The organism is Mycobacterium sp., assembly GCF_965229265.1.
In the GTDB taxonomy this organism is placed as follows: Bacteria; Actinomycetota; Actinomycetes; order Mycobacteriales; family Mycobacteriaceae; genus Mycobacterium.
In genome coordinates, this window is record NZ_CBDDIY010000013.1 from 730,023 (window position 1) to 747,963 (window position 17,941).

A 17,941-nucleotide genomic window follows, 5' to 3' on the forward strand; every position below is an offset into this window, starting at 1 on the left:
TATCCTCGCCGTCGTGCGCACTGACAACGACAGCTGGGACATCACCACAAGCGTCGGCTCGACGGCACTGTTCGTCGCTGCCGCTCGGGCGCTCGAGGCGCAAAAGCCCGACCCGCTCGCCGCTGATGAGTATGCGGAGGTCTTCTGCCGGGCGGTCGGCGGTCCGTGGTCGGACCTGCTCGACGGCAAGGCTCCCGAGCACCCGCTGAAGTCCAAAGAGTTCGGTGAGCACTTCGTGACCTTCCAGGCCGCCCGGACGCGCTACTTCGACGCCTACTTCCGGGGCGCCGCTCAGGCCGGGGTGCGCCAGATCGTGCTGTTGGCGGCGGGACTGGACTCCCGCGCGTACCGCCTCGACTGGCCGACCGGCACAACGGTTTTCGAACTCGACCAGCCGCAGGTGCTGGAGTTCAAGCGCGACGCGCTGGCTGCGCGCGGCGCGGTCCCCAAGGCCGACCGTCGGGAGGTGGCGATCGACCTCCGTTCCGACTGGCCGCAGGCCCTGCTGGACAGTGGATTTCGCTCTGATGAGCCGTCGGCGTGGATCGCCGAAGGATTGTTGATCTATCTTCCCGCCGTCGCGCAGGAGCAGCTGTTCAGTGGAATCGACTCGCTCGCCGGGTCCGGCAGCCACCTCGCTGTCGAAGAGGGCAGGCCCATGGAGCGGGATGCGTTCCAGGCTAAGGTCCAGGAGGCGAAGTCCGTCAACGACGAGCGTGGCCAGTGGTGGCAGCTGGTGTACAACGAGCAGCACGCCCCTGCCGCGGACTGGTTCTCCGAGCGCGGGTGGACCGCCGAAGCCACCACCCTCCTGGACTATCTGGCCAGTGTTGGCCGTTCCGTCGAGTCCGCGGACGCCGAGGCGGCCAACATGCTGGCCAGCATCACCCTGGTGAGCGCGGTCAAAGGCTAACTTCCGGGTCGAACATGAAGGGCCGCAGGAACCGGTTGGTGCGGCGCAGATACTCCGGCTGGCTGACGTGCAAAACGTGGTTGCCCGGAAACCAGTGCAGCGCACAGCGATCCCAGTGCTCCCAAAGCGCTTCGGCCTGATCCGGCGGTGCCAGCCGGTCACCGAGGCCGGTGATGATCAACCGGCGATTCCGGGGCACCAGCGGTCGGTAGTTCAGTGGGCAGTGATAGGCCGAGGCGGCAGCAGAGTCGTCGCGGCTGATGCCGCCGAACTTCCGGCTCAGCGACACCAGCTTGCTGGCCGGCCACCAGTCGTCGAACGCCGATTCGGGCGTGACCACGGGAACATTGGGGATCACCGCCTCGAGCCGGTCGTCGACAGAGGCCACCAACGCAGAGGTGTAGCCGCCCAGTGACATCCCGGTGAGCGCGATCCGGTCGACGCCGGTGTGGCGCAACCAGTCGAGCACCGACCGGAAGTCGTGCACCGCCTGTCCCATGGTCTCGGCAAAGCCGGCCATGCCCTGGGCGAAGAAGCCGTAACCGCTGAAGGGCGAACCTTTTTCGGCGCGACGGCCGTGGAACGGCAATGTGTAGAGCAGCACGTCGTAGCCGGTCCGGTAGAACCACGGTAGCGAGAAGAACAGACCATTGAACAGATAGGCCGACCCCATGAAACCATGGATCACGCACAAGGTCGGGCGTGGCCCGTCGGCATGACGCCAGTGCTGAGCCCACACGATGTTGTTGCGCTCCAGTCGTTCCCACTGGGTGCGCATCTTCGGATTGACCGGCTCGAAGGTGCTGGGGAACGAGATGTTCTCGACGTTGCCGTGAGCGATGTATTCGGCGACCGGATTGGCCGGCCGGGCCGACACCGTCGGTACGACGGTGGGCGCAGGGAAGGAGGCCTCGGGATCGCGGCGGGCGGCCAGACCGGCATAGAACTCGAGGTTGCTGCGTTCGCGATGCAGATCTGATCTGCGCACGATGCCGGTCGCGACGGTGGGCAACATGGAAGCACCCACGAGCGAGGAGATCGCCGTGCGCAGGCCGATGTCGGCGAGCGCCGAGGTGTCGACGACGGCCCGCTGCAGCAGGGTCAGCTCGGAGCGGTCGGGCAGACCTCTGTACCCGGCGTCGGCGCCCGGCACATCGGGCACCGGGATGGGCATGTCGGCGTTTGACGTCATTGTCGGGCGGCCTTTCCGGGCGGGTTCTCACCCGGGATGCTAGCCCGGCCGAACCTCACACAAGGTGGTAAACCGTCGTCGCGCCCACCTTCATCGGCGGGTAGTGGTGCTGCACCCAGTCGGCGATCTGACCGCTGCTGCGGTCGTGGACGCGCATCCGCCCGCTGTCGACGTAGTAGGCGATCTTTCCGGCGTGGACGGCGTCGATGAACTGCTGCAGCGTCGGCACCGGGTCGTTGCTCCATCCGCCGATCGCCATGACCGCGGTACCGGATGCGATCTCCAGCGAGGCCGCCGCTTCGGAACCCGGTGTGGCCGCCGACCAGGTGGTACGGGTGGCGCACAGCAGTTCGGCCAACCGGGGGTCGACGTGGATCGACCCGGCACCCATCATCACCGTCTTCGCGAAGCGGGATCCGACGGTCGGCCACACGTCGGCGGTGTGCGCCGCGTTGGGAATCGACCCGTTGTGCGGGGTGGCTGCGGTGGCGACGGAGAACATTGCGGTCCCGCCCAAGGCGGCGCACAGCGAGAGCACCAGTGCGACGGGTGTCAGCCGTCGCCAACGCCGGGCCGCCAGCTGGAGGACCACCGCGGCCACCGCAGCGGCCCCGATCGCCCAGCCCGTCCAGGCCGGGCTCAATCCCGCGCGATGCAACAGGGCCACGCCCCATGCGGCGGCCAGCATGACCATCGCCACCGCCGCCGTCGGGCTCCACACCGCAGCCAAGCCGATGAGCGCTCCGAGGGGCGGTGCCAGTGCGATCGTGTAGTAGGGGTGGACCATGCCGGTCATGTAGCTGAACACCGCTGCGCTGACGACGAACCAGCCGACCCACATCGTGAAGCCCGCCGCTTCGATGCGTGCCAGCCGGCCGCGGGCCATGAGATAGGCGCCGGCCGCGATCGCGACGGTGACGGCCGGCAGCAGCCAGGAGATCTCGTAACCCATCTCGCCGGAGAACATCCGCAAGACCCCGGCGTGAATACCCCATCCGCCGTGATGCCCGTGTGACGGCTCGCTGCCGCCACCGACGATGCGGTCGACGCCGTTGTAACCCAGCGCCAGGTTCAGCACGCTGTTGTCGGTCGATCCGCCGATGTAGGGACGGGAGCCGGCGGGCCAGAGTTCGACGACGCCAACCCACCATCCGCCCGAGATCACCAGCGCCGCCGCAGCTCCGAGAAGATGCAGCAGCCGGCGGCGCCACTCTGTGGGGGCGAACAGCAGATACGTCAGGCCGAAGGCGGGCAGCACCAACAGGGCAGCCAGCATCTTGGTGAGGAACGCGAATCCCAGTGCGACACCGACAAGTACGAGCCAGCGCCCGGAGGCGACGGCCGTCGCTCGGGTCAGGAAGTACGCGGCCGCGACCAGCAGCAAAACCAGCAGCGCGTCGGGATTGTTGTACCGAAACATCAGGGTGGCTGCGGGGGTGAGGGCCATAATGGTCGCGGCGATGAGCGCGGCGGCCGCGCCGCGCCGCGCATCGGGGATGCTGCGGCGCACCGTGGCGTAGAGCACCGCGACGGCGGCCACGCCCATCAGCGCCTGCGGCACCAGGATGGCCCAGCTGTTCATTCCGAACCAGCGCACCGACAGGCCGGTGACCCACAGCGCGGCCGGCGGCTTGTCGACGGTGATGAAATTGTTGGGGTCCAGCGACCCGAAGAACCACGCCGCCCAGTTCCTGGCCCCGGACTGTACGGCTGCGGCGTAGAACGCGTTCCCGTCGTCGTTGATCGGCAGATCCCACAGGTAGAGCGCGGCGGTGGCGACCAGCAGAGCCGCCAACGCAACGGCCGGCCAGCGCGGGTCGGTCCGGGTCGGGCCGTCGACCGCGGACACGCTCAGGGCATCGGGTCGGTCGACGATCGCGGACACGGGCACAACGGTGCATGATGCCGCTGGCCGGCGCGCGTCCTCCGAGCTGGGAGAACGCTGTGTGTTTCTTGATCGGCGGTGATGTGATGAAGTGGCGTCCATGTGGAATCCGCAGACGTATCTGGCGTTCGCCGGTCAGCGCGGCCGGCCGTTCTTCGACCTTCTCGCGCGCGTCGGGGCCGAGTCGCCGCGACGGGTGGCCGATCTGGGCTGCGGCCCCGGCAACCTCACCGAGCAGTTGATCAGCCGCTGGCCGCAGGCCGTGGTGGAGGCCGTGGACAACTCGCCGGAGATGGTGGCCGCGGCACGCGAGCGCGGCGTGGACGCTCAGCTGGGCGACATCGGCACCTGGACGCCTCGGCCTGGGACCGACGTGGTGCTCAGCAATGCGGCGCTGCAATGGATCCCCGGCCATTCCCGGCTCATGGTGCGCTGGGCGGAGCTGCTGGACCCGGGCGCTTGGATTGCCGTCCAGGTCCCCGGCAATTTCGACGCGCCGTCGCATGTGGCCCTGCGCGGGCTGGCAAACCGGCAGCCGTGGTCAAACCTTTTGGGTGACTTCGCCTTCCGCACTGCAGACGTGGTCGAGACGCCGACCCGATACGCCGAGCTGCTCACCGATGCGGGGTGCAACGTCGACGCCTGGGAAACCACGTACATCCATGAACTCACCGGCGAGCATCCGGTATTGAACTGGATCACCGGGACGGCGCTGACCCCGGTCCGCGACCAGCTGACCGACGGCCAGTGGCAGCAGTTCCGGGCCGAGCTGATCCCGCTGCTCGACGCGGCCTACCCGGTCCGGGGGGACGGGCGGACCTACTTCCCGTTCCGCCGCATCTTCGTGGTCGCTCAGGTGGGCAGCCCGTCACGTTCGGCATCGGCACGATAGCGGTCGACCCATTCGTCGGAGCGCTGGTCGGCCTGTCGTTCCAGGGCCGGTTCGGGCGCCAGCCGGGGATCTTGGCCGACGGCTTCGAGTACCTGTGCTACGACCTGAGTGAGGTTGCGCCACAACACTGGATAGGGCGCGTCGATCGGCTTTATGTCCTCCTCGGCAAACCAGTTGCGCCAGCCCTCTTCTTGGGCTCGCAGCATCGTGACCACGTGCGCGATCGCCCCGGCGTGGTATTCGGCCCTGGCATCGCGTACTGGATCTGGGCGGCCGCGCCACACCCGGGTCTGGACAGCCCGCCAAAACGACACCGCCTGGGACACCACGTCCGGGCGATAGACGTGGATCAACACCGGGTCACTGCCGATGACGTCGCGGATCGCCGAGAGCAGGCCAGTCCCCGAATGTTCGGGGAGGTCTTTGGCGCGGCTCAGTAGCAGGGGGGTTTGGTTCCACATCAGTTTGCCGCCCCAGATGCCGTTGGGGGTACGCCCGACTGTGCGGATGTAGTCGCGCCAGATCTCGGCGGGAGCGAGATCTGGCTTGCCCTCGATCAGCGGATCAAGCAACCGCAGGATGGATTCGTCCTCGACATCGGCGAACCACTCGCGGGGTTGCGGCGACATGCTTGTGGCCGGCAGGTACTGGAAGAACTCCTGTGGTTCACCCGCGACACCGGTGGCACGCAGGGACTCGACCAGCAGCGTGCTGCCGCTGCGCTGGGAGGCAAGCACCAGGTAGGCGCTCGGGTGCGCGGACATGCGGTGAGCCTAACCGCAGATCAGCGGCCGTGCGGAGGGCGGAAAAAAAACTCGTTGTGACGAAAACTATTGCGGGGAACCAACTTCATCATCGAGACCGCGTTCGGAGGCGGTGGCCGACCTACTGGTCAGGGTCAAGCCGTGAAGCTCGAAGTAGGTCTCGGTGTAACGCGCCGCGATGCGGGTTCCGGCGAACTCCGACGGGATGACGTCGCCGGTTTTCTGTCGCCACTCGTTGAGCCGGGCCGAGAACTCCCCGGCGATGTTTTCGGCGTCGTCGGTTGCCTCGCCGTCGAGAAGGTTGCACAACTCGGCGGGATCGGCTTCCAGGTCGTACAACTCGCGGGAGGGGCGTGGCGCGTGGATGAAGGGTTCCACCGCGTGCCCGGACGGGCTCTCCTCAATGTCGAGCGGCAGATCCAGTAATGGCCGCTGGGCGTAGTTCTCGATGTAGCTGTATTTCTTGGTGCGGATGGCCCGAATCGGGTCGTAGGAGTCGTGATAGGTCTTCTCGGTGTACACGTGGTCGCGGACCTCGACCTGCTCGCCCTGGCCGGGCTGGAGGTTGCGCGCGTGGGACAGGCCTTCGATGTCGTCACCGGGGGTGATGCCGACCAACTCCAGCAGGGTCGGGAGCAGATCGACGCCGCTGAACAGTTCGTCGTAGACCAGCGGCGTGGCGGCCAGCCGGTGTGGCGGTCGGATGATCGTCGCGATGCCGGTACCGGCGTCATACAGGGTCGATTTGGCGCGCGGGAAGGCCGGGCCGTGGTCGGTGAGGAACACCACCCAGGTGGTGGCGTCCAGTCCCGTGTCGGCCAGGGTGTCCAACAGTCGGCCGACGGCGGCGTCGGCGACGGCGATGGAGCCGTAGAACTCGGCGAGGTCGCCGCGCACCTCGGCGGTGTCCGGCAGGAAGTCAGGTACTTCGACGTCGGCAGGGTCGGCGGGCTCATACCGGTCGCGAGGATAGGGGCGGTGGGTTTCGAAGAATCCCGCGGTCAGCAGGAAGGGCTGGCCCTGTTCGAGCGGCGCGCTCTGCGTCAACCATTCCTGGGCGCGTTGGACGACGTATTCGCAATACGAGTTGGACACGTCGAACTCGTCGTAGCCCAGCCGAGCCGGGAAAGACGTCTCGTGCTGCATGCCGAAAAGCGCTGAGTACCAGCCATGTTCGTGCAGGATATGGGGGAGGGTGCGCACCCCGGCCCGGTACTCGAAGCCGTGGTGGGCCAGGCCGACCAGGCCGTTGCTGTGCGGGTAGCGGCCGGTGAACAACGATCCGCGCGACGGCGAGCACAGCGGGGCGGTGGCATGAGTTGCCCTGTGTCAAGCCGCCCGGTGTTGTTCTTGGTTGAGCAGTATTTGGAGGGCGCGATGTTTGGCGGGGTCGTAGGCGATTTCGTCTTGCCAGCAGTGCCAGATGATGTAGAGCCAGGCGCGAGCGAGGATGCGGACGGCGTGGGGGTGGTCGTGTCCTCGGGCGATAGCGCGGGTGTAGACGTCGGCGGCCCAGGGGTTGGCGCGTCTGCTGTCGCCGGCGAAGTCGGTGACAGCGTCCCGGAGTTGTTTGTCTGCAGCCCAACGGAATCCGACGTGTTTGACTTTGCCGGACTGGCGGGTGGAGGGCGCGACACCGGCCAGGCAGGCCAACGATTCGGGGGTGGGGAAGCGGGCGCGGCAGTCCCCGATCTCGCTGAGCAGTCTGGCGGCACGCACGGTGCCCGAGCGGGGCAGGGACGTGAAGATGTGCGCGTCGGCGTGGGCGGCGAGTTGGTCGGCGATGCTGTCGTCGAGGACGGCGATCTGGGCGTTGAGCGCGGTCAGGGTCGCGACGAACGCACCGGTGATCGCGGCGCCGGTGACCTCGTTGGTGGCGCGGGGAGCAGCGGTCAATCGGCGGTGCAGCTCGCGGGGATCAGTGCGGCCGCTGTAGCCGACGCCGGCCAGCCAGGCGCTCAGGCGGGTGACCGAGAGCCAGTCGGCCCGTTGCTGGCAGTCGAAGCGGGCCAGGAACGCCAGGCTGATCGGGCTGTCGATCGCGGCGAACAGGCCCACGGCACCGGGAAACACGATCTTCAGATGTGCGCGCAGCTGGTTGGCCACCGCGACCCGGTGGGCGACAAGGTCTTTGCGGGCACGACAGGTCTGGCGCAGGGAGACGGTGGCCGGGGTGTCGGGCAGCAGCGGGGCCAGCCGTGCTCGGTCGGTGCGCAGAGTGTCGGCCAGCACGAACGCGTCGAAGCGGTCGTCCTTGTTGCCGGCCGAACCGTAGCGGCCGCGCAGGTTCTTGACCTGGTTGGGGCTGATCACCACGACCGTGACACCGGCGTCGAGCAGGGTGTCCACGACCGGCCCGTCCGGGCGTTCGATCGCAACCTCCCGCACGCCGGCGCGCTCGAGCACGGCGAGCAGCTCGCGCAGTCCGGCCGCGTTGTGAGTGATCGTCTTGCGGGTGACTTCGCGGCCCTTGGCGTCGACGATCGACAGAGCGTGATCGTCACGCGCCCAGTCGATGCCGCAGGTGATGCCGTTGACGGGTTCCGTCGGCAGGGTGTTTCGGGCAGACTTCATGACAGCCTCCTCGCTGCTAAGCCCAGTGGGGAGGCACCCTCGTGTGGTACCGGGGCACGACTGCTCGTTCGCTCACTGTGCGGCGCTCGGAGGCGCTTAGCCCTGTCGACGGTCGGCGTGCCCCGGGTAACCGCTGGCCCCCGCAGAACTCATGCTGGACGTCAGATGCGTCGAGCAAGCAGGGCGATGAACCAGCAGCCACCTCGGGTGCATCGGCAATCCATCCAAGATCACCGACACACCGGATGGTGCACCAGAAAACCCTCGACGAAGACTACCGACACGAGGATGGTGCACCAGTGAGCGGGGCGGTGGCATGAGCACGGGTGAACACGATGCCCTCGGCGGCAAGCTGGTCCAGGCGAGGGCTCGACACCCCGGGGTGTCCATAGACGCCTAGGCAACGCCCCAGGTCATGCCAGTGGAGAATCAGCAGGTTGTCGCGTTGCGGCTGGCTCACGCGCAGTGCCTCCGTTCGGTTGGTTGGGCCTAGCTTGCCCCGGGGAGTGACCGTGCCCGCAGTCGGTGCTCGGATCAAGGGTTATCCGCAAGCCCGATTCTTGTCCCCACAGCACCATCGGTCACATCTTCCCGTGCATATCGGCTGGGGGCCTGGTTGACGTTGTGCCCGTCTCTCAGCGACAACGCCGGTCCAGCCGGGGTGTCGCTACGCGGACGAAAGCTGTGCCCGTGAGTAGCGGCCGGTGGGCTCGGCGGCATCAGGGGTTGTGCGGAACCCCGACCGCACGGAACACGTATTCGGGCGGAACGTCGAACTCGAGATGTCTGGTCGGCAGGCGGTCCAGAACGTCCTCGGGTATGTCGGCCTTGTACGTCAGCGACAACTGGCCGCTGAACCTGGGATCGACGGCGGCGATGTCGACAGTCAAAGTGACTCCGCTACTGGATATTTCGGCCGTCGCGGTGCCCTGTTGCGGATCGGTCCACCGTACATCCAAGGTGCGGCCGGCAACCTTGGGCAGACTCGACAGCGTCGCGACCGCGCGCTGCGACGTGAACACCAGCGACCCGACATAGCTTGCGACACTTCCGCTGGCCCGATGCCCCGGCACCTTGCCACTGAACCGGCGGGTCACCGGAACATACTCCGCGAGGTAGATGATTCCTTCGCTGTCGAACTGCGCCCGCATTTCGCTCGGAAGCTTGCCGATTCCGAACAACCGGCGCAGGAAGATGGCCACTCATCGATGGTGCCAGACGGGCGTGGTAGGCAAGAAGAGATGGCATCGAGGAAATCCTGGCTGATTGCGGCGGTGGTGGCCGCCGCGCTGCTGTACGTGGCGATGTGGCTGGGATACACGGAGAACTGGGTGTGGCTCGACGATGTCGACAACGTCCTGCTGCGGAGATTTCACGATGTCGGCGCGGCCCGGCCGGGCTGGGTGTCGTTCTGGGTGGAGTTCAGCCTGGTGTTCGGCCCGAGTGCGTTTCGCCTCGTCGCCTTGGTGCTGATCATCGCGGCACTGGTGCGGCGCAATGTGCAGACGGCCGCGTTCCTGATCGTCAGCGTGGAGCTCAGTGGCCTGGTCACCTTGGCGGCCAAGGTGGTCGCCGATCGGCCGCGCCCCGATACGGCGTTGGCGCATGCGGCGTCGACGTCGTTCCCGTCCGGGCATGCCCTGGGCGTGATGGTCGGTGTGCTGGCCCTGTTGACGGTGCTGTGGCCCTACCTAACTCCCGGGTTGCGCCTACCGGTGACGACGCTCGGGATTGCGCTTGTTGTGCTCGTCGGAGTAGCGAGGGTGGTGCTCAACGTGCACCATCCGTCCGATGTCGTAGCCGGGTGGGCGCTCGGCTTCCTGTACTACGTGTTGTGTCTGCGGCTGGTGCCGCCGCGGCTGGTCACCGCAGCGGGCGAAAGACTGGCAGCACTCGATACCGCGCGGTGAAACTGGCCCGCTCGTAGGCCTTGCCGACCTCCCCGTCACGGGCCAGGGGGGTCGGGCCGTCGACCGACTCGAACGAGAATTCCGGAACCTGCAGCTCGTGGTAGAGCGGGCTGCGTTCCAGCCGTCCGAGTGCCAGCGCGGTGAGGATGCGCAGCCGGCTCAGACGCCGGCCGGTCTCCAGAATGCGAACGTCGAGGAGCCCGTCGTCCATCCGGATTCGCCGCGCGGGGGCGAAACCGGACGGCAGGTAGACCGAGTTACCCAGGAAAAACAGCGACGTCTGCAGTGTCTTGTTGTCGTAGCGGATCCGCACCGGCCGCTCCTTGCGCAGCGTGTGCAGCATGGAATACATCCCGGCCAGCGGCTTGCCGATCTTGTGCTCGAGCTTCTCCCGGGTCCGGACGAACTGGGGGTAGGCGCCGATGCTGGCGGTGTTGATCACCATCTGGTCGTCGTTGAGGCACACCAGGTCGACACAGGACACGCTGCCCGACCGGATAGCCGACACGGTGCGGTCGACGGTCTCGCAGCCGATGTCCTTGGCGAAGTGGTTGAACGTACCGGCGGGGAATACCGCCAGCGGCACCTCCGCCGATACGGCCACACCGGCCGCGCAGGCCACCGTCCCGTCGCCGCCGCCCACACCGAGCACCTCGGCGCGTTCGGCGGCGGCCCGCAGCACGGTCTCCGGATCGTCGTCGGCTTCGAGCTCGACGATCTCGGCCTTGGGCAGCTTCTGCCGAACCTCGTCGATGACCCGTGCCCCGTTGCCGCTGCCCGAGGCGGGGTTCACCACCAGGACCACCCCGGCGCCGTCGGGACGCTCGGGCGTATCGACGTGCAGCGGCTCGGTCGAGGACAGTTTGGCCGGCACGATCGGCGGCACCAGTCGTCCGCCCAGCACCGCGATGGCGGCCCCGATGCCGAACCCGGCGAACACGTCGCCGGGATAGTGCGCCCCGGTGGCCACCCGGGAGAGACCGACCAGCCCGGCCAGTAGGGCCAGGCCCAGCCCGAGCGGCGGACTTTCCAGCCCGACCGCGATGGCGAACGCGGCGGCGCTGGCCGAATGCCCGGAGGGCAGTGAGTTCGACGTCGGCAAGCGGCGAGCGCGCCGGACCAGCGGCACCAGCATGCCGTCGGGTCGCGGCCGCTTCCACACTCGTTTAGCGAACTGGTTGGTCACCAGGCTGGTCGCCGCCAGCGTGACCACCCCGCGACCGGCACCGCGACGCGCCGACGGCGACCCCGTGGCCACCAGGGCTGCGGCAATTGCGAGCCACAGCTTCGAATGGTCGGCGGCGCGGGTCAGAACCGGCATCGCCTTGTCCAGCAGCAGGCTCGGGGACTCGGCGACGGCCTCGAACACTTCGCGATCCAGCGTGCCCAGCCCGCCCGTGATCTGACGGATGCCCCGGCCCTCAAGCAAGCTTCGCGATGTCATCAACCCAACGTAGCGGTGCCGCTGATCGACGGGGCTGTCAATTTCGCTGGGCTTGAGTCAGCGGCATTGGACTCGACTGTGCGCTCAGGGCGTTCAGTGTGCGTAGAGGGCGGCGGTTTCGCAGTTGCCCCGCCGCTGACGCACAGTCGAAGTCCTCAAGGCACAGTCGGCTTTGTTTGCGAATGGTCGTTGCGGCGTGTCAGGACTTCGGGTCGGCGGCGTCCTCGTCGACGGGCTTGCTGTTGGGCACGATGATGCGTTTGGTGGCCACCGGTTTGCCGTCGACCTTCTTGGAGACCGGCGAAGCTGGGGGAGGTGCGGTGATCCGGCCCTGGACGGGTGCCCCGTTCTTCACGGTCGGGACGGACACCCGCTTGGTGTCGGGTTTGGCGTCCTTCTCGGAGCCGCCGGCGCCGTGCATCGCACCGGGCGGGATCATCGGCATGCCGCCCATGCCCGCAGACGGAGTTGGGCCGGGCGCAGCCATTTTCGGTGCCGAACCTCCCATGGCCGGTGCCGACGACGGTGACGTACCGGCCGAGGGGATGGGGGGCGGTCCCAGCATCGCCGTCGGTGAAGTCCCGCCGATCCCGCCACCTCCGCCGCCGGCTCCGCCGCCCGCGCCCAATTCACCAGGCGTTTCGCCGAATTCATCCAGCGGCAGGTCCAGGCTCGCCTTGTCGAGCTGTGCGGCCGATCCGCCGGCCTGCTGCATCATGCCCATGCCCGTTTGCATGGCCTGTTGGGCACCCTGGGCTAACTGCTGGGGAATTTGGGCAAAGGGTTGCAACGCCCCGCCCATGGCGCCGGCCAGAGCCCCGGCGATGCCCGAAGCCATCTGCGGGAGTTGTTGTGCCATCTGGTCGGCTTGGCCCTGCCCGGCAACGCCCTTCATTTCGGCGCTCGCCTGCTCGTCCTGCGCGGGGAACTTCGCTGCCGCTTCGGCCGTCTTGGAATCACGTTTGGCATGCTCTTCGATGCTCTCGGTGTTGTCCTTGGGATCACCAAGATTGGCGGCCAGCCCAAGCACTCGTAGCAGTTGCTCGATGGGGGTCATGCCGGCGACGAGCGGATCAGAGCTGATAGGTGGCGGCGCCAGGTTCATGCCGTTCGCCGCGAGATAGTCGCTCGCGTTTGCGTTTAGCTGTCCACCGCTCATGGGTGCACCTCTCCCCTCAGTGCCAGGTTCAGGGCCTGAAGCCACGCGAAGTGGTAATTGGCAGCGGTCTTTTCATTCTTGATCAGGGCGTCGATGGTCGCCAGCAGCTGCCAGTTGCTCACCTGTGCTGCATCGACGTCGGGATAGCGGGAGGTGACCTGCTTGGAGATGATGCCGAGATGCTCACGAAGCAGATCGACCTCGGAGTCCAGGTAACCTGTGCCGGCCGATGCGGCTTTGGCCAGGGTGTGTGCCAGGCGGGGCAGCCCGTCGCGCCATTTGGTGGCTTGTGCGAGTTCCCAGCCGAGTTCTTCGACGTCGTCGGTTTGGCGGGCACGGATGGACATTGACACCGGCTGAACGTCTTCGGCGGCCGGGATGTACTGGCCGGGGTGATAGGCGGCGGTCAGGGAGGTTTCGCCGAGCAGAGTTTCCAATGTCCGGCTGCGTCGACCGGGTGTGAGGAGTGTGATGCCGGTGGGGATTTCGACGTGCGGCGGGATCCATCCGCTGGCGAGATCGGTCGTCAGCACGGTGGTGCCGTCGTCTCGGTCGCCGATGGCCCAGCCCAGTGTGGGCTCTTGGCGGGCGACGGCGTCGAGGAGGCGCTGCAGGCGTTGCTGGGCTTGGGTCTGGGCGGCGCTGGCGCCGGCCATAGCGCCGGCAGCCGTTGCGGCGAAGGCATTTTCGGTGAGGCCGGCCGGTGTGGCGGAGGTGGCGGCTGCGGTCGTGGGCTGTTGGCGGACGACGGCGGGCTGGCTCAGCGGGCTGGCGTTGGAGGGGTGCAGGGGGGCGGATCCAGGTGTGGCGGCTGAGGGCATTGGGGGACTTGCCGGTGCAGTGGCCGCGGGTGGGCGTAGATCGGCGCCGTATGCGGGAAGGGGGCCGGCAGGGGCGGCCGGGGTGGCGGTCGATGGCACGATGGGCGCGGCTGCCGTGGCGGGTGCGGCCATGACGGTCTGCGGCGCGTCGGCCGGGGGAGCGGCGGGCGGTGCGGTGTCGAATGTGGGTGTGGCGTGGGCGGTTTCGAAGATCGGTGCTGCAGCTGAGGGTGTTGTCGATGCCATCGGGGTGCTCATGGCCTCAGGGTGGATCGGGGCCTGTGGCTGCATGGCGTGCGCTGCGCTGTTGGAGAGGGCTTCGGTCCCGGCTGACATCGGTGTCCCGGCTTGATTGCCCGCATTGAAGTTTTGGGCGAAGCCCTCGGGGGAGAGGGCGTTGGTGGGGGTGGGGGAAGCACCTGCGACAGATTGCAGTGGTGCGACGGTCGACGTCGAGTTGGGTGCAATTGGAGACCCGGCGCTAGATGTCGGTACGGGGGACTGCGCACCAGGGACAGATGGGCTCGAAACGTTGTTCGGTTGCATGCCGATTACGGGCGGTGCTGCGTCGGCGCCTGCCGCGGTCAGGTTTCGAGGCGCAACTGAGGTGTTGTTCGGGACGGTGGGCGCGACCGGTCCAGTTCCGGGTTGGGTCAGGAACTCAGCATCCTGGGAGTTCGGAGACGGTACCTTCGGCGCGGGGGGAGCGTCGTCCGCACCAGAACTCAAGAAGTTTTGGCTACTTGCAGCGGTGTTGTCAGCGGGTGGTGTTCGCTTGAATTCGTCTAATGCCCTTGTGACTTGTTGTCGGACCGTCTCGGGGTTGGGAGATCCGAACGCGCGGTCTATGTCTACCCCGTTCGACCGTGCGAAGGACTGCGCAGAAACACCGCCAAGATCGCCATCAAGGATAGGCTGAATTGCACTGTATATCGATGCGGAGTGTTTCGCCGCCTCTGCGTTCGCTAACGCCTGGCCATCTGTGACGGCTTCGACGATCCGATTTATTTTATTCGGAAGCAGATCCTTCGATTCTTGAATGGTCCTTATCGCTGCATTTCCGTCGGCCGCGATCGTCCACAGATTTGCGCGCAGCTCTGCTACTGATTTCTGTGCGGAATCGTAAGAGGCCCGTTTGGTACCATTTTTCGACGCCAGCTCTCGAGAGTGTTGCTCGCCGGACCGAAAGGCTGACCGTACGTCTTCCGCAGTCGATCCTTCCTGTTCGCCGAGTGGCCCGGTTCTGATTGCAGAAAGTTGATCTGCATATTCGTGTAACGCTGTCTCAGCGGTGCCGCGACTTTTCGCAGAAGAGGTCAGTAATATCAGCGAACTCATGTCCGGCCACTGATGGCCGATTAGAAGCGGTGACCACTCGCCCGGGGGGAAGTCGCTCACTTACAATCCCGTTGCAACTGGGTTTGCAGGTCCATTGATGTCTGGTAGTACAAGTCGAGCCTGGATTTATCGCTATTGCCGATCTGCTCAAGAACGGTGTCGTTGTATGTATTCGCGAGTTTTCGGATAGGCGCACTTATTTCTGTAGGTGCGGCAGGATTTTCGGATAGTTTCGATAGAAGATATTCGGCAGCCATATGAACCGCAAGTCGAGTATTCACTATGATTGCGAATGGATCGCCCGTATTGTTGGGTATTTTCCTCGTATTCACATCGAGCATGTCGTATGCGTCCTCAAACGCATCGCAAACAGCCTTCTTCGCGTCCGCCACTTCCTGCTCGCTGTACGTCTTCGCCGCGGGCGGCTCGGCCTTGGGTATCGGCCGGAACCAGGCACCAATGGCGATTGCAACCGCGATCAATGCGACCACGATGGCGATGGCCGTCGGCAGCCGCGACGGTCCCCGTGACGGGGGTGGGCCCTGCGGAGGCCACGGTGTCGGTCCTGCGGGCCCCGGTCCATACGGCGCTTGCGACATGAAGCGATGGTATCCGCTGTGTTTGCCGGAGCGCTATTCACCTTTTGCGCCGAATAGCCGGGGCGGAAGGAGTGTTGTCGCAGATCATCGGCCTGATCGGGGACGCGCTGACGCGGCGTGATTCGGCTCGTCGAGAGCCACCAGCCCGCGTAGCCACCCCGACTCCGTTAGCTGGCCCAATCCAAATCGTGGCCCAACCTTGACTTGACCTGTCAGGAACTACGCGGCCACCATGAACCGATGCGCCGAGCCGTCGTTTCGATGTGTGCTGCCGTCAGTGCGGCACTGCTCGCGCTGACCTCAGCCCCGCCCAGCCACGCCGAAACGCCGTGGTTCCAAGCCAACGTCGGTGACGCTACCCAGGTCCTCTCGGTCGTGAGCACCGGCGGCGCCACGGCCAACATGGATGTCTGGCAGCGCGGTGCCAACGGCTGGCAGCCTGTCGCCACCGCCATCCCGACCCACGTCGGCGCCAACGGCATGGTCCCGCAATCCCACGACGGCGAGATGAAGACGCCGATGGGCATCTTTACTCTCGACTTCGCTTTCGGCACCAAGCCCAACCCTGGCGGTGGCCTGCAGTACGTGCAGGTGACGCCGGACTATTGGTGGGACGGCGACATGAAGAGCCCGACCTACAACACCATGCAGATCTGCAAGAAGGCCGACTGCCCGTTCGACACCAATCCGGCCAGTGGCACCGAGAACCTCTACATCCCCCAGTACGCGCACGCCATCGTGATGGGGGTGAACAAGGCGCGGGTGCCGGGCAACGGAGGCGCCTTCTTCGTCCACACCACCGACGGAGGCCCCACCGCGGGTTGCGTGTCCCTCGATGACGACACCCTGGTCAAGATCATGCGCTGGCTACAACCCGGCGCACTGATCGCTGTCGCTAAATGAGCGAGGCGATCGCCGCGCCCGCGTTTGCCTTGAAGTTCAGCGCCTCGGTCGACATCGTCACCTCGTAGGTGCGGTCGTAGCCCGTCTTGGCGATCTTCCAGCCGTCGGCGGTTTTGCGGTAGCGGTCGCGGTAGAACGCGGCGCCCATCAACATGAAGTTGAATTCGGGCACGATCACCCGGTCCTGCAGGTACCAGGTGGCCTCGGCTTCGTCGCCGTCGACGGTGATCTCCGGATGGGTGACGCGATGCTCGGTCAGCACCCCGGCCGGCATCGAGGTGCGCATGAACTCCACCAGATCCTTGCGGTTGGTGAAGTGGTGCTCCTCGCCCAGCGATGATCCGTAGTCACCGATGATGTCTTCGGTCAGAGTGTCGGCGAAGTCGTCCCAGTGCTTGGTGTCCAGGGCCCGCAAGTAGCGGTATTTAACCTGCTTGATCGCCTCGATCGCATCCGCATCAGCCATGTTCGACATTGCAGCACACCCCAGCCGACGGGTGGGTGTGGTTGTCCCGATAAGTGGAGCCGCGGGCCCATGAGGGCCCGCGGTGTCACTCTCGGATCAGCGGCCGCCGTCCTCATACCGTTGGGCGATGGCCACGAGCTCCTCGCGAACGGTTGACGGCGGCAGTGCATTGATCCGCGCGTACAGACGGCGACGCTTCATGGCTCGCTTCATATCGGTGCGAAATTGCGCGAGCGACATGTGTTCTCAACTCCTTGTTCACCCCCGGGTCAACAGGGGTTTGTTTGCTGTTGGCGCCCACCACTCAGGGATCGCCTGATTGGGGAACCCCTCAATCGTCCTTGTTAATTCCATGTAAATCAACTTTGGACGTGTGAGTTTGGTGACAGACGCGCTCTGCCGCATGGTGTTTAGAGAGGGCCGAGTGACGGCCGACACGCCGTCGCCCGGATTGTGACGGTGTTCGCTGGGTCAGCCCTGCAGGTACCGGGTGACCATGTCGACCAGCAGCTGGCGCTCCCGTTGCCACTCCAGGTGGGAGTTGACGATCATCTCGACCAGCACCATGCCCCGCAGCGCAGACCAGATCACCTCGGCCACCCCGGGATCATCGGAGATGAGCCTGCCCAGCTGATTGATGGCCGCGCTGATCTCCAGCAGGTGGCGCTGGGCACTCTCGCCGTGGGTGCCGCGGGTGGCGCGCAGAATTTCAAACGCCGCCAACGACGTTGGGCTGCTGTAGCACCGGAACGCCGTGTCGACGACGACTTCGATCCGCTCGCGCAGTCCGAGGCCAGCGACGTCGGCGTCACCCAGGCTCTCGAGCAGCCGTGCCACGCCTTCGTCGACAACGGCCATCAGCAGACCGTTGCGGTCGCCGAAGTGGTATTGGATTACACCCCAGGTGACGCCCGCCCGCTCGGCCACATGCTTGGCGGTGGCGGCCGCAAAGCCCTCCTCGACCACACAGTGAACGGTCTCGTCGATGATCATCGCGCGGGTATCGTCGCCCCGTTTCCGCGGCGCCAGAGTCTGCCGCGTGGGGGGAGTGCCGAGCGCTTTCACATCGTTGACTTTATAA

16 protein-coding genes and 2 pseudogenes are annotated in these 17,941 nt (G+C 66.2%); 4 read left to right on the forward strand and 14 right to left on the reverse strand.

Going from position 1 to position 17,941, the window contains the following annotated elements; all coding sequences use genetic code 11:
- The first annotated feature begins 13 nt into the window (after window positions 1-13).
- Window positions 14-913, forward strand: coding sequence for a class I SAM-dependent methyltransferase (locus ADBZ9K_RS25430; protein WP_526625012.1), 900 nt, complete (start codon window positions 14-16; stop codon window positions 911-913).
- On the opposite strand, the gene ADBZ9K_RS25435 is transcribed toward ADBZ9K_RS25430, so the two are convergent.
- Entirely contained in the window at window positions 903-2,105 is a 1,203-nt protein-coding gene (locus ADBZ9K_RS25435) for an alpha/beta hydrolase (protein ID WP_526625013.1), read from the reverse strand. The two genes, ADBZ9K_RS25430 and ADBZ9K_RS25435, sit on opposite strands and share 11 nt — an antisense overlap.
- 55 nt (window positions 2,106-2,160) lie before the next feature.
- A complete protein-coding gene (locus tag ADBZ9K_RS25440) occupies window positions 2,161-3,990 on the reverse strand; it encodes an ArnT family glycosyltransferase (RefSeq protein ID WP_526625014.1) in 1,830 nt (609 codons plus the stop codon).
- Window positions 3,991-4,090: 100 nt separating this feature from the next.
- Here ADBZ9K_RS25440 and ADBZ9K_RS25445 point away from each other — a divergent pair, with 100 nt between their 5' ends.
- A complete protein-coding gene (locus ADBZ9K_RS25445) occupies window positions 4,091-4,882 on the forward strand; it encodes a trans-aconitate 2-methyltransferase (RefSeq protein WP_526625015.1) in 792 nt (263 codons plus the stop codon).
- On the opposite strand, the gene stf0 is transcribed toward ADBZ9K_RS25445, so the two are convergent.
- The 5 genes and pseudogenes from stf0 to ADBZ9K_RS25470 form a co-directional block, all read right to left on the reverse strand.
- Window positions 4,843-5,646, reverse strand: coding sequence for a trehalose 2-sulfotransferase (gene stf0, locus ADBZ9K_RS25450; RefSeq protein ID WP_526625016.1), 804 nt, complete (start codon window positions 5,644-5,646; stop codon window positions 4,843-4,845). The genes ADBZ9K_RS25445 and stf0 overlap by 40 nt on opposite strands.
- A 66-nt stretch (window positions 5,647-5,712) precedes the next feature.
- Window positions 5,713-6,963: pseudogene (locus ADBZ9K_RS25455) on the reverse strand (sulfatase family protein); the annotation flags it as partial.
- Between the two features lie 12 nt (window positions 6,964-6,975).
- Complete coding sequence (locus tag ADBZ9K_RS25460; RefSeq protein WP_526617886.1) at window positions 6,976-8,220, reverse strand: IS110 family RNA-guided transposase; 1,245 nt, start codon at window positions 8,218-8,220, stop codon at window positions 6,976-6,978.
- A gap of 301 nt (window positions 8,221-8,521) precedes the next feature.
- Window positions 8,522-8,680, reverse strand: a pseudogene (locus tag ADBZ9K_RS25465) (sulfatase); the annotation flags it as partial.
- A gap of 259 nt (window positions 8,681-8,939) precedes the next feature.
- Complete coding sequence (locus ADBZ9K_RS25470; protein ID WP_526625017.1) at window positions 8,940-9,422, reverse strand: hypothetical protein; 483 nt, start codon at window positions 9,420-9,422, stop codon at window positions 8,940-8,942.
- Between the two features lie 39 nt (window positions 9,423-9,461).
- Here ADBZ9K_RS25470 and ADBZ9K_RS25475 point away from each other — a divergent pair, with 39 nt between their 5' ends.
- Window positions 9,462-10,130 (forward strand): phosphatase PAP2 family protein, encoded by a 669-nt coding sequence (locus tag ADBZ9K_RS25475; RefSeq protein ID WP_526625018.1) that lies wholly within the window; start codon window positions 9,462-9,464, stop codon window positions 10,128-10,130.
- Here ADBZ9K_RS25475 and ADBZ9K_RS25480 read toward each other — a convergent pair.
- The 4 genes from ADBZ9K_RS25480 to ADBZ9K_RS25495 all read right to left on the reverse strand — a co-directional run bounded on the left by ADBZ9K_RS25480 (window position 10,084) and on the right by ADBZ9K_RS25495 (window position 15,383).
- Window positions 10,084-11,574 carry a bifunctional phosphatase PAP2/diacylglycerol kinase family protein gene (locus ADBZ9K_RS25480; protein WP_526625019.1) on the reverse strand — a complete coding sequence of 497 codons (1,491 nt, stop codon included), beginning with the start codon at window positions 11,572-11,574 and terminating at the stop codon, window positions 10,084-10,086. The two genes, ADBZ9K_RS25475 and ADBZ9K_RS25480, sit on opposite strands and share 47 nt — an antisense overlap.
- A gap of 199 nt (window positions 11,575-11,773) precedes the next feature.
- Window positions 11,774-12,733, reverse strand: coding sequence for a hypothetical protein (locus ADBZ9K_RS25485; RefSeq protein WP_526625020.1), 960 nt, complete (start codon window positions 12,731-12,733; stop codon window positions 11,774-11,776).
- On the reverse strand, window positions 12,730-13,812 hold the full coding sequence (locus ADBZ9K_RS25490) for a DUF5631 domain-containing protein (RefSeq protein WP_526625021.1): 1,083 nt from the start codon (window positions 13,810-13,812) through the stop codon (window positions 12,730-12,732). The genes ADBZ9K_RS25485 and ADBZ9K_RS25490 overlap by 4 nt, the downstream gene beginning before the upstream one ends.
- A gap of 1,136 nt (window positions 13,813-14,948) precedes the next feature.
- Window positions 14,949-15,383 (reverse strand): hypothetical protein, encoded by a 435-nt coding sequence (locus ADBZ9K_RS25495; RefSeq protein WP_526625022.1) that lies wholly within the window; start codon window positions 15,381-15,383, stop codon window positions 14,949-14,951.
- A gap of 348 nt (window positions 15,384-15,731) precedes the next feature.
- Here ADBZ9K_RS25495 and ADBZ9K_RS25500 point away from each other — a divergent pair, with 348 nt between their 5' ends.
- Window positions 15,732-16,394 carry a L,D-transpeptidase family protein gene (locus ADBZ9K_RS25500; protein WP_526625023.1) on the forward strand — a complete coding sequence of 221 codons (663 nt, stop codon included), beginning with the start codon at window positions 15,732-15,734 and terminating at the stop codon, window positions 16,392-16,394.
- Here ADBZ9K_RS25500 and ADBZ9K_RS25505 read toward each other — a convergent pair.
- The 3 genes from ADBZ9K_RS25505 to ADBZ9K_RS25515 all read right to left on the reverse strand — a co-directional run bounded on the left by ADBZ9K_RS25505 (window position 16,387) and on the right by ADBZ9K_RS25515 (window position 17,925).
- Window positions 16,387-16,869, reverse strand: a complete 483-nt coding sequence (locus tag ADBZ9K_RS25505) for a nuclear transport factor 2 family protein (RefSeq protein WP_526625024.1) — start codon at window positions 16,867-16,869, stop codon at window positions 16,387-16,389. The genes ADBZ9K_RS25500 and ADBZ9K_RS25505 overlap by 8 nt on opposite strands.
- An 87-nt stretch (window positions 16,870-16,956) precedes the next feature.
- Entirely contained in the window at window positions 16,957-17,100 is a 144-nt protein-coding gene (locus ADBZ9K_RS25510; RefSeq protein WP_201274454.1) for a hypothetical protein, read from the reverse strand.
- A 231-nt stretch (window positions 17,101-17,331) separates the two neighbouring features.
- Window positions 17,332-17,925 (reverse strand): TetR/AcrR family transcriptional regulator, encoded by a 594-nt coding sequence (locus tag ADBZ9K_RS25515; RefSeq protein ID WP_526625025.1) that lies wholly within the window; start codon window positions 17,923-17,925, stop codon window positions 17,332-17,334.
- Window positions 17,926-17,941 lie beyond the last annotated feature (16 nt).

What these genes read in the sequence shown, in the direction of transcription:
- ADBZ9K_RS25485 (WP_526625020.1), bottom strand. Translation starts at nt 12,733, where the DNA reads ATGAGCGGTGGACAGCTAAACGCAAACGCGAGCGACTATCTCGCGGCG.
- ADBZ9K_RS25505 (WP_526625024.1), bottom strand. Translation starts at nt 16,869, where the DNA reads ATGTCGAACATGGCTGATGCGGATGCGATCGAGGCGATCAAGCAGGTT.
- ADBZ9K_RS25510 (WP_201274454.1), bottom strand. Translation starts at nt 17,100, where the DNA reads ATGTCGCTCGCGCAATTTCGCACCGATATGAAGCGAGCCATGAAGCGT.
- ADBZ9K_RS25435 (WP_526625013.1), bottom strand. Translation starts at nt 2,105, where the DNA reads ATGACGTCAAACGCCGACATGCCCATCCCGGTGCCCGATGTGCCGGGC.
- ADBZ9K_RS25460 (WP_526617886.1), bottom strand. Translation starts at nt 8,220, where the DNA reads ATGAAGTCTGCCCGAAACACCCTGCCGACGGAACCCGTCAACGGCATC.
- stf0 (WP_526625016.1), bottom strand. Translation starts at nt 5,646, where the DNA reads ATGTCCGCGCACCCGAGCGCCTACCTGGTGCTTGCCTCCCAGCGCAGC.
- ADBZ9K_RS25480 (WP_526625019.1), bottom strand. Translation starts at nt 11,574, where the DNA reads ATGACATCGCGAAGCTTGCTTGAGGGCCGGGGCATCCGTCAGATCACG.
- ADBZ9K_RS25445 (WP_526625015.1), top strand. Translation starts at nt 4,091, where the DNA reads ATGTGGAATCCGCAGACGTATCTGGCGTTCGCCGGTCAGCGCGGCCGG.
- ADBZ9K_RS25490 (WP_526625021.1), bottom strand. Translation starts at nt 13,812, where the DNA reads ATGAGCACCCCGATGGCATCGACAACACCCTCAGCTGCAGCACCGATC.
- ADBZ9K_RS25475 (WP_526625018.1), top strand. Translation starts at nt 9,462, where the DNA reads ATGGCATCGAGGAAATCCTGGCTGATTGCGGCGGTGGTGGCCGCCGCG.
- ADBZ9K_RS25500 (WP_526625023.1), top strand. Translation starts at nt 15,732, where the DNA reads ATGCGCCGAGCCGTCGTTTCGATGTGTGCTGCCGTCAGTGCGGCACTG.